Annotated in this window: 11 protein-coding genes; 4 read left to right on the forward strand and 7 right to left on the reverse strand. The window is 68.8% G+C overall.

What is annotated here, in order from left to right; translation table 11 throughout:
- Positions 1-16: 16 nt before the first annotated feature.
- The 7 genes from ampD to pdsR form a co-directional block, all read right to left on the reverse strand.
- On the reverse strand, positions 17-589 hold the full coding sequence (gene ampD / locus IPP91_06495; GenBank protein ID MBL0141713.1) for a 1,6-anhydro-N-acetylmuramyl-L-alanine amidase AmpD: 573 nt from the start codon (positions 587-589) through the stop codon (positions 17-19).
- Between the two features lie 386 nt (positions 590-975).
- The gene (locus IPP91_06500; GenBank protein ID MBL0141714.1) at positions 976-1497 is read right to left on the reverse strand and encodes a GNAT family N-acetyltransferase; all 522 of its coding nucleotides are present in this window, start codon (positions 1495-1497) and stop codon (positions 976-978) included.
- A gap of 10 nt (positions 1498-1507) precedes the next feature.
- A complete protein-coding gene (locus tag IPP91_06505) occupies positions 1508-2878 on the reverse strand; it encodes a sigma-54-dependent Fis family transcriptional regulator (GenBank protein ID MBL0141715.1) in 1371 nt (456 codons plus the stop codon).
- Positions 2878-4512, reverse strand: a complete 1635-nt coding sequence (locus IPP91_06510; protein ID MBL0141716.1) for a PAS domain-containing protein — start codon at positions 4510-4512, stop codon at positions 2878-2880. Before IPP91_06510 ends, IPP91_06505 begins: the two co-directional genes overlap by 1 nt.
- Positions 4509-4733 carry a hypothetical protein gene (locus tag IPP91_06515; protein ID MBL0141717.1) on the reverse strand — a complete coding sequence of 75 codons (225 nt, stop codon included), beginning with the start codon at positions 4731-4733 and terminating at the stop codon, positions 4509-4511. The genes IPP91_06510 and IPP91_06515 overlap by 4 nt, the downstream gene beginning before the upstream one ends.
- Positions 4734-4773: 40 nt before the next feature.
- Complete coding sequence (locus IPP91_06520) at positions 4774-6411, reverse strand: hypothetical protein (protein ID MBL0141718.1); 1638 nt, start codon at positions 6409-6411, stop codon at positions 4774-4776.
- Positions 6408-7103, reverse strand: coding sequence for a proteobacterial dedicated sortase system response regulator (gene pdsR, locus IPP91_06525; GenBank protein ID MBL0141719.1), 696 nt, complete (start codon positions 7101-7103; stop codon positions 6408-6410). Before pdsR ends, IPP91_06520 begins: the two co-directional genes overlap by 4 nt.
- A gap of 186 nt (positions 7104-7289) precedes the next feature.
- On the opposite strand from pdsR, the gene IPP91_06530 reads away from it, so the two are divergent.
- From IPP91_06530 to IPP91_06545, 4 genes are all read left to right on the forward strand, one after another.
- On the forward strand, positions 7290-9449 hold the full coding sequence (locus IPP91_06530; GenBank protein MBL0141720.1) for a marine proteobacterial sortase target protein: 2160 nt from the start codon (positions 7290-7292) through the stop codon (positions 9447-9449).
- Positions 9446-10120: a class GN sortase gene (locus IPP91_06535; GenBank protein MBL0141721.1), complete on the forward strand. Its 675-nt coding sequence runs from the start codon at positions 9446-9448 to the stop codon at positions 10118-10120. Before IPP91_06530 ends, IPP91_06535 begins: the two co-directional genes overlap by 4 nt.
- A gap of 73 nt (positions 10121-10193) precedes the next feature.
- The gene (locus IPP91_06540; GenBank protein MBL0141722.1) at positions 10194-11861 is read left to right on the forward strand and encodes a bifunctional metallophosphatase/5'-nucleotidase; all 1668 of its coding nucleotides are present in this window, start codon (positions 10194-10196) and stop codon (positions 11859-11861) included.
- A gap of 87 nt (positions 11862-11948) precedes the next feature.
- Positions 11949-12488 (forward strand): hemerythrin domain-containing protein, encoded by a 540-nt coding sequence (locus tag IPP91_06545; GenBank protein ID MBL0141723.1) that lies wholly within the window; start codon positions 11949-11951, stop codon positions 12486-12488.
- The last annotated feature ends 43 nt before the right edge of the window (positions 12489-12531 follow it).

The raw sequence follows: 12531 nt of genomic DNA on the forward strand, positions 1-12531 counted from the left end.
CGTTGTCCCGGTGAGGTCAGGCGCCGATTGCGGCGCGATAGCGTGCCCAGTCGAAATGCGGCCCCGGGTCGGTCTTGCGCCCCGGCGCGATGTCGGAATGTCCCGCGATCCCGAGCGCGCCGTAGCGGGCGAAGAGCGCCTGCGAGAGTTCGCCCAGCGAGGCGTACTGCGCGTCCGTGAACGGCAGGTAGTCCGTGCCCTCCAGTTCGATGCCGACGGAGAAGTCGTTGCAGCGATCGCGCCCCTTCCAGCTCGATGCGCCCGCGTGCCAGGCACGCCGCTCGCACGGCACGTACTGGATCACCTCGCCCTCGCGACGGACGAGGAAGTGCGACGACACCCTGAGGCCCGCCAACCCCGCGAAGTACGGATGCGCGCCCGGATGCAGCCGGTCGAGGAAGAGATCCGTGATCCACTCCCCGCCGAACTCCCCCGGCGGCAGCGAGATGTTGTGGACTACCAGCAGTTCCACGTGCGCATCGTCCGGCCGCTGGTCGTGATTCGGCGATGGCATCCACCGGGCGCCCGAGCACATGCCCGCGATATCCACCCGGAAGCGCGGCGGGACGACGTCGACTTCAGAATCCATCTCGGATCGACTCGAGGAATGCTTCCAGTCGTGGCGCAACGAGCCGTGACCCTGGTCGACAAGGGTTCAGATGGGTTGAATTTTTTTTTATTTTTGTGGCCAGATGAAGGTGCTGCCTGCTTCGACTTCGGGGAAGCCGCGACGCCAGTTCCGCCCGCGACGCCCGAGGCAATTTAACCTGGCCACAAAAATAAAAAACGAAATTCAACCCATCTGAACCCATGGTGGCATCGGTCGGATCTGACCTCACGGCCCCAGCGTCGCGAACTGGAATCACCGACTTCCCCTGCGTGGACCCAGCATCGCGAACTGGAGTCACCGACTTCCCCTGCGTGGATCCGGCGCCGTGAACGGGTGCTCCCAACACGATCCTGGCTGGTTCGACCTCACGGCAGCACGTGGTAGAAAAACGTCGTGCCGTGCGGCGTGCCGTCGCGCTCGATGGTGTAGCCGGGGATCTGGGCGGCGCGCGTGTAGCCCATGGATTCGTAGAGCTTCTCGCCCACGTCGCCGGTGCGCGTGTCGAGGATGAGCAGGGTCCGGCCGCGATAGCCGGCTTCCACATGGGCGGCGGACAGGAGCGCGCGGCCCAGGCCGTGGCCGCGGTGGGAGGTGCGCACCATGAGCTTTCGCACTTCGGCGCGATGGCTGCCGTTCTGGCGGTTCGAGAGCACGAGTTGCACGGTTCCCACGACTTCGCCCGCATCCTCGGCGACGAGGAGCGCGAGGCTCTCCTCCACCATGCCCTGCATCACCTCGCGCCAGTAAAGCAGGGCCTCCGGCTGCCCGAGCGGCGCCCAGTAGCCGAGCGAACCGCCGGAATCCACGGCATCCATGAGCAGCCCGGCTAGCCCGGGCAGGCACTCGGCGAAGCGGTCGAGGTTGATCGTGCGGATACGCGCGGTCATCGCGGTGTCCTCAGTCGATTCCGAGCCGGTCGAGGCGGTAGCGAAGGCTGCGGAAGGTGATGCCCAGCAGCTTGGCCGCCGCGGTCTTGTTGTAGCGCGTGGCCTCCAGCGCCTTCTGGATGGCCTCGCGCTCCACCTGGTCGAGGAAATCGTGCAGTGGCAGCCCCCGTGTGCCCAGCGCGCCGTCCAGCGCGGCGCTCTTTTCCCGCGTCGTGGCCTGCGTGAGGTACAGGTCGCTTTCGCGGATCGTGGCATCGCTGCACAGGGCCATCGCGCGCTCGAGGATGTTCTCCAGTTCGCGCACGTTGCCCGGGAAATCGTAGCGCCGCAGCGCAAGCAGCGCCTCCTCCGAGACCGTTGGCGGCACAACGCCGTTCTGCCGCGCCAGGCGCCCGACGACCTGCGCCACCAGGAGCGGCACGTCCTCGGGGATCTCGCGCAGGCTGGGCATCCTCATCTCGATCACGTTGAGGCGGTAGAAGAGGTCCTGGCGGAATTCCCCCGCCTCCACCTGCTCGGAAAGCGAGCGGTGCGTGGCGGAGATGATGCGCAGGTCGATCGTCTCCTCCTCGGTGTCCCCCAGCCGGCGGAACTTCTTCTCCTGGATCACGCGCAGCAGCTTCACCTGCACCGCGAGCGGCAGGTCCCCGACTTCGTCCAGGAAGAGCGTGCCCTTCTGCGCGGCGTGCATGTATCCCGCCCGGTCGCTGTCCGCGCCGGTGAACGCGCCCTTGCGGTAGCCGAAGAACTCGCTTTCCATGAGGTTCTCGGGAATCGCGCCGCAGTTCACGGCGATGAACGGCGCGTCGGCGCGCGCCGACCCCGCGTGGATGAGGCGCGCGGCCACTTCCTTGCCCGAGCCCGATTCGCCCGTGATGTACACCGGCGCCTGCGAGCGGGCCAGCCGGGCGATCATCTCGCGCGACTTCTGCATGGGCGCCGATTCGCCGATCAGCCGCGGCACGCCGGGCACGGTCGCCTCCCCCGTTGCCGCACGCCTGGCGTGCGGATGCCTGGGAAGCTTGAGCGCGCTCATCACGAGCGGGCGCAATTGGTCGAGCTTGATGGGTTTGGCAAGGTAGTCGAAGGCGCCGGCCTTCAGCGCCGCCACCGCGTTTTCCGTGGAGCCGTAAGCGGTGATGACCGCCACCGGCGTGTTGCCATAGTGCTCGGCGATGTGGCGAAGGACGTCCAGCCCCTCGCCATCGGGAAGGCGCATGTCGGTGAGCGCCAGGTCGAAGGCGCGCCGCTCGAGCGCCGCCTTGGCCTCGGCCACGTTCGCCGCGGCTTCGACGTCCAGGCCCATGCGCGAAAGGGTGACCACCAGCAATTCGCGGATGTCGGCCTCGTCGTCGACTATCAGGACGGCCTTCTCGCTCATCAGTCGCCTTTCAGGGTGATGCGGAAATGGCAGCCGGTGCCGCCTTCGCAGTATTCGATGCGTGCGTTGTTGCCCTCGCAGAGCTCGCGCGCGATGTAGAGGCCCAGGCCCGTGCCCTGCGCCTCGGTCGTGAAGAAAGGCTCGAAGAGGTGCGGCTGCAGCTGCTGCGCCACGCCGGGCCCGTCGTCGGCCACTTCGAGCGCGAGCATGCCGGGGGCCTGCGCGGGCGCGAGCGTCACATGCACCGACCCGCGCAGCTTGAGGCCATGGCGCCAGGCGTTGCGAAGCAGGTTCCACAGGATCTGGTGCAGGTGCTGCCGATCGAAGGTCATGCGCTGCAGCGTTCGCACCTCCACCTCCACGCCGTCGGCGGACACTCTCTCGCTGGCGCAGAAGTCGGCCGCGAACTGCTCGAGAAACGCCCGCGATTCGATCGACTCGGGCTGCGCGCGGTCACGCCGGTTGAGGTAGAGGACTTCCTGCACGATGCGGTCTAGGCGGTGCACGTTGTCCCGGATGATGGCCACCAACCGGTCGTCGCCCGCCTGCGCGTGCTCGCTCTCGGCCAGCAGCTCGGCGGCATGGTTGATCGAGGAAAGGGGGTTGCGGATCTCGTGGGCGATGGATGCGGTGAGCCGCCCGAGCGCCACCAGCTTCAGTTGCTGCGCCTGCGCGCGTAGCCTGCCCACGTCCTCCACGAACACCACGGTCGGCGGGGGGTCGCCGGAGCCGATGGCGACAAAGTGCACGGCGAGTTCCGTGGCTGACCGCGGCGCGCGGAACGGGTGGTAGGGGGTCTCCGGCATGCGCCGCCAGGATTGCAGCAGGCCGGCGATCTCGGGCGAGTACTCCGCGAGCAGCGGCCGCCGCCCGGCGGGCAGCGGCCCCAGCAACTGCATCGCGCGCGGGTTGCTCTGGCGGATGGTTCCCTCGGGATCGACCACGAGCATCCCGTCCTGCATGTCGCGGATGACGAGCTCGTTGATCTGCGAAAGGTTGGCCAGGTCGATGGTTCGTTGCTGGGCGATCGTCTCGCTGGTGCGGGCGTAGCGGGCGAGGGTCCACCCCAGCCCAGCCGTCGCGAAGAGCGCCATGCTGGTGAGCCCCGACTGGATGAAGTCGCTCGCCGGCGCGTCGTAGCGCCAGACCTGCAAGGCCTGCTCCGCCAGCACGGCAAGGGCGGCCACGGCCGCGTGGAAGAACGCGAGGCGGCCGCGGGTGATGAGGCCCGCCGCCGCCAGCGAAATGAGCAGTGAGACGCCGATCCCGGACCGGATGCCGCCGCTCGTGTGCATGAGCACGCAGATCGCCAGCACGTCCACGAAGACGGCGGCGGTCACCTGGAGGGAGATGCGCGGCTCCCGGAGGAGCGCCGGTATGACCAGGAGGACCGAGGCCACCGCATAGGCCACCAGCGCCGTCACCGCGAGCCCCGGCTGCTGGATGCCGAGCTGGAACAGCGAATTCAGGAAGGCATAGGCGCCCGAAAGCCCCAGCGCCAGCACGACGCGATAGGCCGAGAAGATGACCAGCATGCGCCAGGCGGTGTCGTCTCCGGTCGCGGCCATGGGGGCGCGCTCGCCGGCACGCAGGGAATCCGCGATGGCCCCGGAGACGAACGCGGCAGGCGTCATGGCGCGTGCTTGCAGGTGGAGGGGTCCAGGCAGGTGAACTTGCCGCCCTCTTGTTTCGCCTCGCTCCTCGGCATGTTCACGCCGCAGCGCGCGCAGGCGACCATGTTCTCGGCCTCCGTCGGCTCGGTCGGGGGCGCATCCGACACCTGCGCCTTGAAGAAGCCGCGGAACAGCAGCCAGATGAAGAAGCCGATCGCCAGCAGGAGAAGGATTCGGGCCACGGTGGAGCTTCCAGTCGGATTTCCGTGCCCCAAGTTTAGCTCAGGCGAGGTGCCGCGACCCCTCGACGGGCAACTCCGCTTCAAACAGCACGCCCGGGCGGTCCGGCAGGTTGGCCGCCCGCACCGTTCCGCCGTGGAACGCGGCGACCAGGCGCACGATCGCCAGGCCCAGCCCGAGGTGCCCGCCGCGCCCCTGGGCGCCTTCGCGCCCCGAGACCATGGCATCGAAGAGGCGCGGAAGCACCGCCGTCGGGATGGGCGGGCCATCGTTGGTCACGCCGAGGCGGGCGTGCGGACCGTCGCAGGAAAGCGTGATCCGGATGGCGGTGCCGGCAGGCGCGAAATCGAGCGCGTTTTCGACCAGCTTGTCGAGCAGCTGCGCGATGGCGTCGGGAACCCCGTTCATCGTGACGGGGCCGGAGGGTGCCTTGCAGTCGAAAGCGCGCCCCGGATAGGCGGTGCGGTAGCCCTCGACACAGCCTCGCACCACCGCGGCGAGGTCGAATGGCTCGCGCTCCTGGCTTTCCAGCATCTTTTCCAGGCGCGTGCCTTCCGACAGGCGCGAGATGAGGCTCGAGAGCCTTTCCACGCCTTCTCCCGCGCGGTCGAGGTAAACGCGCGCCTCGCCTTGCGGCCACTGGCTGCGCAGGTTGTCGAGCGAGGAGCGCACCACGGCCACGGGCGTTCGCAGCTCGTGCGAAAGGCGGCCGGCCATCTGCTCGAGGTAGGTGTTGTAGTTGCGAAGGCGCTCGAGCACGGCGGCCATCGTTCGCTCGAGGTCGCCGATCTCGTCCTTCGCCCCGGTGAGGGTGATCCCGCCGCGGATTCTCCCTTGCGCATCGATGGCGGCTTCGGCCTCGGCATGCAGGCGGCGGATGCGCGTGGCCAGCCGGCTCGCGAAGAAGAGCAGGATCGCGAAGGCGGCCAGGCACACCGCGAGAGTCAACTCGATGAGGTTCTCGAGCGCAGACTGCCTGAGCAGGAGGATGGAGGCGGTCGTCTCCTCGACGACCACGGCGCCCACGATATCGTCGCCCACGAACACGGGCTGCGCGGCGGAGAGGATGGCCACCTCGCGGTCGCGGGTGCCGCGCCAGTTCGTGGAGGAAACGCCGATCAAGGCGCGGTCTATCTGCGCGCGCACCGGCTTCGACTCGTCGCCCGCGGGGATTTCCGGCGAGGACACGACCAGGGACACGACGGGCTTGAGCCACGACGCGATCGTGGTGCGGGGCGAGTCGGCGCGCGCTGGCGGCGGCTCGCGCAGCGTTCCGGAAAGCCCCCGCACGCGCGAACGCGTGTCGATCACCCAGAGGCGCGAGGCCCGGCGCCCCATGATGTCGAGGAAGCGCTCGATCTCCTCCGACGGGGCGTAGGCAGACCCCAGGCTCGCCGCCGCGATCGTATCGGCGGCCGCGAAGAGCCCGACAATGCGCCGGCGCTCCTCGTCCTCGGGGTCACCCGGCCTGGCGCCGCCCGGCGGAAAGAGCGCCGGGCGGTCGGAGAGGGCGGAGGCGACAGCACGCGCGGTCACCGCGATGTCATGCTCCTGCGCGCCGCGCAGAAACACTTCCATCCGGTTGATGAACTGCGCGGCGAGCGCCGGGATCGCGAGGAGAACGAGGGAGGCGAGGAACAACCGGAAGCGGATGCCGTGCACGAACGCGGGCCGCCTCACGTCCTTTCCGTCCAGCGGTAGCCCATGCCGTAGATGGTCTCGATCGCGTCGAACGCCGGATCCACCACGAGGAACTTCCTGCGGATGCGCTTCACGTGCGAGGTGATGGTGCCGTCGTCCACCACCATCTCGGCGTCGCGCATGAGGGTGTCGCGATCCTTCACGTGGCCGAGGTGGCGCGCGAGCGAGCGCACCATCCAGAACTCGGTCACGGTGAGATCCACGGCCTGACCGCGCCAAAGCACCGTCATTCGCGCGGCATCGAGCTCGAGGGGCCCGCGCACGAGCCGCTCTTCGTCCCTCGGGGGCTCCCTTGCCGCCTCGACGCGGCGGAAGAGGGCTGCGATGCGGGCAAGCAGGTGCGGCAGGCTCGCGTCCTTGGTGAGGTAGTCGTCGGCTCCCAGCCTCAGGCCCGAGACGATGTCGAAGTCCGAATCGCGCGCCGACAGGAAGATGATGGGCAGCGCCGACGACATCGCCCGCAACTCCCGGCACAGCGTGAATCCGCCGTCGATCTCCGCGCCCAGCCCGATGTCGATGATGGCGAGGTCCGGCAACCGGGTCGCGAGCGAGCGCATCGCCTGCGGCCGGTCTGCGAACGCCTGCACCTCATAGCCCGCGCGCTCGAGGGCGTCCGTGTAGTTCTGGCGAATGGTGGCGTCGTCCTCGACGAGTGCAATTCTGCGCGGCATGCCCCGGATTATCGCGGAAAAAAGGGGACAGACCCCTTTTCCGGAAGAGGGGTCTGTCCCTTTTTTCCAATTGTCATTTTTCTGCCTGAATTGGTCGCCACTCTTCCCGCACTCCCGAAGGAACCCGCCCCCGCGCCCGCGCGTAATGGCCCTGCCGAATGGGTCGGCGCACAAAGGGGAAGGAACATGACGAACAGGGCAGGCGGGCACCGGGGCGGCGAGGCGGCGCTGGCCGATTTCATCGAGTTGCTGGCCAAGGCGATCCTCTTCGGGATCGTCGCGAGCTGTGTCCTCGCGCTGCTGGCCCTGGGGCTTGCGACGACGGCAAGCGCGCAGGCGAAGCCCAACGACGCGAAGACAGGCACGCTCCTCTTCCGTGCCGGCACCGAGGGCGCCTTCGTCCCGGCCCCGAAGGTCGAGACGGACGTCACGATCCACGTGACGGGCATCGTCGCCCGCACCCGCGTGGCCCAGACCTTCCACAACCCAGGCACCGACTGGGTCGAGGGCGTGTACGTCTTCCCGCTGCCCGAGGACGCCGCTGTCGATCGCCTTTGGCTACGCATCGGCGAGCGCGTGATCGAGGGCCAGGTGAAGGAAAAGGAAGAGGCGCGGCGCGCGTACGCCGAGGCCAGGCGCGAGGGGAGGAAGGCGGCGCTGGTCGAGCAGCAGCGACCGAACCTGTTCACGAATGCCGTCGCCAACATCGGCCCCGGCGAGTACGTGCGCGTGCTCATCGAGTATCAGCAGACGCTCGCCTTCGAAAACGGCGAATACCGCCTGCGCTTCCCGCTGGCGATTACGCCCCGCTACGAACCCGCCGGCGCCGCGATTCCCGACGAGCCCAGGACGGTCGAGCCGCTCACGGTCGCCGCCGCGGGCGCAATCCCCAGCGACGCCGAGATCGATCCGGTCCTGCACCCCGACTACGCGCCCGCCGGCTGCGGCGGCGTGAACCCCGTGGCCATAGGCGTCGTGATCGATTCCGGCGTAGCGCTCGCCAAGGTGACCAGTTCCTACCACGACGCGTGGGTCGAAAAGGAATCGGGCACGCGCACCGTCGTGTACCTGCAGAAGGAGCAGGAGGAAGCCGATCGCGATTTCGAGCTGGTGTGGGCGCCGCAAGTCGGTTCCGCTCCCGAGGCCGCGGTGTTCACCGAGTCGAGGAACGGCGTGGACTACACCCTCCTCATGGTGATGCCCCCGCAGCCGACGGCCGCGGAAAAGGCCGCCATCGCCCCGATGCCGCGCGAGACCATCTTCATCATCGACACCTCCGGCTCCATGCAGGGGCTTTCGATGCAGCAGGCGAAGGAGGCGCTCCTCACCGGCCTCGCCACGCTCACGCCGCGCGACCGCTTCAACGTCGCGGAATTCAATTCGGTGACGCGCCCCATGTGGCCCGACGCGTTGCCCGCGACGCAGGACAACGTGAAGTACGCGCGCGCCTGGGTGTCGAAGCTTCGCGCCGACGGCGGCACGGAGATGGCCGGCGCCCTCACCTTCGCCCTGAACGGCCGCGACAACCCCGGCTACCTGCGCCAGGTGGTGTTCATGACGGATGGCGCGGTCGGCAACGAGGACCAGCTCTTCAAGCTGATCGCACAGCGCCTGGGCTCCACGCGTCTGTTCACCGTGGGCATCGGCGCCGCCCCCAACAGCCACTTCATGGCCAAGGCCGCGCAATTCGGCCGCGGCACCTTCACCTACATCGGCGACCTGCGCGAGGTGCAGGAGAAGATGACGAAGCTCTTCGCGAAGATCGAGTCGCCGGTCCTGAAGGACGTCTCCATCCGCTGGCCCGACGGTACGCCCGTGGAGACCTTTCCGGCGCGCATCCCCGACCTCTATCTGGGCGAGCCGATCGTTGTCGCCGCCGCCCATCCCGCGCTCAAGGGGACGATCGTCGTCTCCGGCATGCGCGCAAACCTACCCTGGAGCGTGGCGCTCACGCCTTTGCCGGGCAGCGAGCCGACCGGCGTGGGCGCCCTCTGGGCCAGGGCAAGGATCGCGAGCCTGATGGACGAATTGCGCATGGGCGCGGACGAGGCATTGATCCGCCCGGCCGTGGTGAAGGTCGCGCTCGAGCATCACCTGGTCTCCCGGTACACCAGCCTCATCGCGGTGGATGTCACGCCCACGGCGCCCGGCGGCGAGAAGAGGACCGCTCTCGTGAAGGCATCGATGCCGCGCGCCACGGCCGCCGGCGAGCTTCCGCAGACCGACACAGAATCCACGCTGCAGATCGTGCTGGGACTCCTTGCGCTGGCAGCCGCCGGGACGATCGCCCTCGTCGGGCGATTCGTCCCGGCAGGAGGTGTTCGCGCCGGGGTACCTGCGCAATGAGCACTTTTTTCGTGAACGGACCCTCGAGCTTCGCGGTGCGCGGGCGCTCGTACGGGCCGCAGGCCGCGGACCCGGTGACCCCCGCGGCGCGCAGCGTCCGGCGGTGGCCGCTCACGGCAGCCGTGCTCCTCCTGCTCGCGCTGGCGGGGTGGCAACTGGGCGCAGCCGCGTGGATCCATGCCAAGGCCGCCCTCGCCCAGCACCTCATCGCCTCGGCGTGGGAAGACACGAAGGCGGGCGGCTCGAAACGTCCGTGGCCATGGGCCGACACCCGGCCGGTGGCGCGTCTCACCGTCGGCTCGCGCGGAATCGACCTGTACGTCCTCGCGGGCACCAGCGGACGCTCGCTCGCGTTCGGACCGGGGCACGTCGATGGCACGGCGCTACCCGGCTCAGCCGGCAACAGTGTGATCGTCGCGCATCGCGATACGCATTTCGCCTTCCTTCGCGACCTGCACGAGGACGACGAGATCGCGATCGAGGATGTGCGCGGGCGCGTGACGCGCTATCGCGTTCGCGAGGTGGCGATCGTGGACAAGCACGACACGAGCCTGCTCGACCCGGCCGATTCCCCGCAGCTCACGCTCATCACCTGCTGGCCCTTCGATGCCGTGCAGCCCGGCTCCCCGCAACGCTATGTCGTGATCGCCGACCGCGCGGCTCGAAGCTAAAGGGAAGTCAATGGGGTCGGATTGCTTTGCATGATTCTTGTGCAAAGTAATCCGACCCCATTAACCTGTCCCCGTGATCCGAACCGCCATATCACTGGGCGTCGCTCTTTTCGCAGGCGCATGCGCTCTCGCGCCCCCGCCGGCGCCGCCCCTCGAGCTTCGACTCGTCGCCTTCAACGATTTCCACGGCCACCTCGAGTCGCCTCCGTTCGGCTGGATCGTGGCGGATGCCGGCGCGCCGGGCGGGAAGACTCGCGTTGGTGCGGGCGGCGTCGCGAACCTCGCCACCGCGATCCGCGAGTTGCGAGGCGCCAGGCCGCACTCCGCCGTCGTCGGCGCGGGCGACCTCGTGAGCGCGAGCCCCCTCGTCTCGGGCCTGTTCCTCGACGAGCCCTCGATCACGGCGCTGGGCCAGGCGGGGCTGGAAGTCTCCTCGGTCGGCAACCACGAGTTCGATCGCGGGCGTGAAGAATTCGAGCGGCTGGTGAAGGGGGGGTGCCATCCGAAGGAAGGCTGCTTCGGGGAGCCGTATGCGGGGGCGAGCTTCCGCTACCTTGCCGCCAACGTGATCGATACCTCGACCGGTCGCCCGGCGTGGCCGGCCTACGAGATCAAGCGCTACGAAGGCGTGCCCGTGGCGTTCGTGGGCGCGGTGCTCAAGTCCACGCCGACCATAGTCGATCCGCGCGGGGTGCGCGGGCTCGAATTCAGGGACGAGGCCGACGCAGTGAACGCCCTGGTGCCGGAACTGCGGCGACAAGGGGTGGAGGCCATCGTGCTCCTCATCCACGAGGGCGGCCGCTCGACGGGCGAATTCAACGACCCCGCCTGCCCCGGCTTCGAGGGCGACATCGTCGGCATCGTGAAGCGTCTCGACCCGGCCGTGGATGTCGTGGTGAGCGGCCACACGCACCAGGCGTATCGCTGTCGCATCGACGGGCGCCTGGTCACCAGCGCCGGCTCCTACGGGCGGATCGTCACCACGATCGATCTCGCGATCGACCGCGCCACGAGGGACGTGATCGGCGCCGAGGCGCAGAACGTGATCGTCGAAACCACGCGCTTCGCTGCCGACCCGGCGATCGCGGGCTACGTGGAGAAATTCGCGCAGCGCGCCGCCGAGCGCGCCGGACACGTCGTGGGAACCGTGCGGGGGGAGTTCACGCCGCTGGCCAGCAGCGCGGGCGAGAGCAACCTCGGCGGCCTCATCGCGCGGGCGCAACTGGCGGCGATGAAGAACGCCGCTGGGGCGCAAGTGGCCTTCATGAACCCGGGCGGCATCCGCGCCCCGCTCGCCTCGCGCCGGCCAGACGCAATGGTGACCTACGGCGATCTCTTCTCGGTGCAGCCCTTTGGCAACACGCTGGTGGCCGTGACGCTCACGGGAACGCAGATCCTGCGCGTGCTGGAGCAGCAGTTCCGCGCGCCCCCGGACCGCACTCGCATCCTGCAGGTGGCGGGGATCGCCTATTCATGGGACGGATCGCGCCCGCTCGGGCACCGTATCGTCCCGGGCAGCGTGAGCGTCGAAGGCGCCCGCCTGGACGAGCGCGCCGGCTACCGCGTGACGATGAACAGTTTTCTCTTCGGGGGCGGCGACGGATTCACCGTGTTCACCGAAGGGCGGGACGCCACCGGCGGGCCCGGAGACCTGGCCGCCTTCCAGGCCTACATCGCCGCCGCGCCGCGCGTTGCCGGGCCGCCCGAAGGACGCATCCGCCGCATCGACGGGGGCACCTGAAAATGGAGCCTGGCACCGCGGATTGCGAACGCCGCGTACTGCACCGCAGCAATGCCGCCGTCGCCTGCGGCGGGTAAACTCGCCGCCATGAACCTCTTCGACAGCCCCGCTGGATTCGACGATCCGATCGGCATGTGGATGGGCTGCCACCGGCGCATCGAGAAGCAGCTGAGGACCCTCGCGAAGCTGCCCGCGCACCTCGCGAGCAAAGGCACCGACGCCGAGGCGAGCAACGCCGCGCAATCGATCCTTCGTTACTTCGAGAAGTCCGGCCCGCACCACCACGAGGACGAGGACCGCGACCTCTTCCCGCTCCTCGAGAAGCGCATCACGAACGACGAAGACCTCGAGAAGTTTCGCGAGTTGCGCGCGCGGCTCGAGGACGACCACCGCCGCATGGAGGCGTGCTGGGCGAGACTTCGGAAGCCCCTGCAGGGCATCGCCGACGGCATCGCGAAACCGCTCGATGCAGGCGACATCGAGTCCTTCCGCACGATCTATGCAGCACACATCCCGGCTGAAGATGGCGCGATCCCGGATCTTGCGAAGCGCTACCTGTCGGATCGCGACCTCGACGCCATGGGCCGCTCGATGGCGGCGCGGCGCGGCGTCGCATTTCCCGCCTGATGCCGGTCACTCCGCCCTTCCTCGGGAACCGGGGTCGGTGGTG

It is taken from the genome of Betaproteobacteria bacterium (assembly GCA_016720855.1).
Lineage (GTDB): Bacteria > Pseudomonadota > Gammaproteobacteria > Burkholderiales > Usitatibacteraceae > FEB-7.

Excerpts from the sequence above, each read along its gene's own strand:
- IPP91_06510 (MBL0141716.1), bottom strand. The coding sequence starts at position 4,512 with ATGACGCCTGCCGCGTTCGTCTCCGGGGCCATCGCGGATTCCCTGCGT.
- IPP91_06535 (MBL0141721.1), top strand. The coding sequence starts at position 9,446 with ATGAGCACTTTTTTCGTGAACGGACCCTCGAGCTTCGCGGTGCGCGGG.
- ampD (MBL0141713.1), bottom strand. The coding sequence starts at position 589 with ATGGATTCTGAAGTCGACGTCGTCCCGCCGCGCTTCCGGGTGGATATC.
- IPP91_06505 (MBL0141715.1), bottom strand. The coding sequence starts at position 2,878 with ATGAGCGAGAAGGCCGTCCTGATAGTCGACGACGAGGCCGACATCCGC.
- IPP91_06500 (MBL0141714.1), bottom strand. The coding sequence starts at position 1,497 with ATGACCGCGCGTATCCGCACGATCAACCTCGACCGCTTCGCCGAGTGC.
- IPP91_06545 (MBL0141723.1), top strand. The coding sequence starts at position 11,949 with ATGAACCTCTTCGACAGCCCCGCTGGATTCGACGATCCGATCGGCATG.
- IPP91_06530 (MBL0141720.1), top strand. The coding sequence starts at position 7,290 with ATGACGAACAGGGCAGGCGGGCACCGGGGCGGCGAGGCGGCGCTGGCC.
- pdsR (MBL0141719.1), bottom strand. The coding sequence starts at position 7,103 with ATGCCGCGCAGAATTGCACTCGTCGAGGACGACGCCACCATTCGCCAG.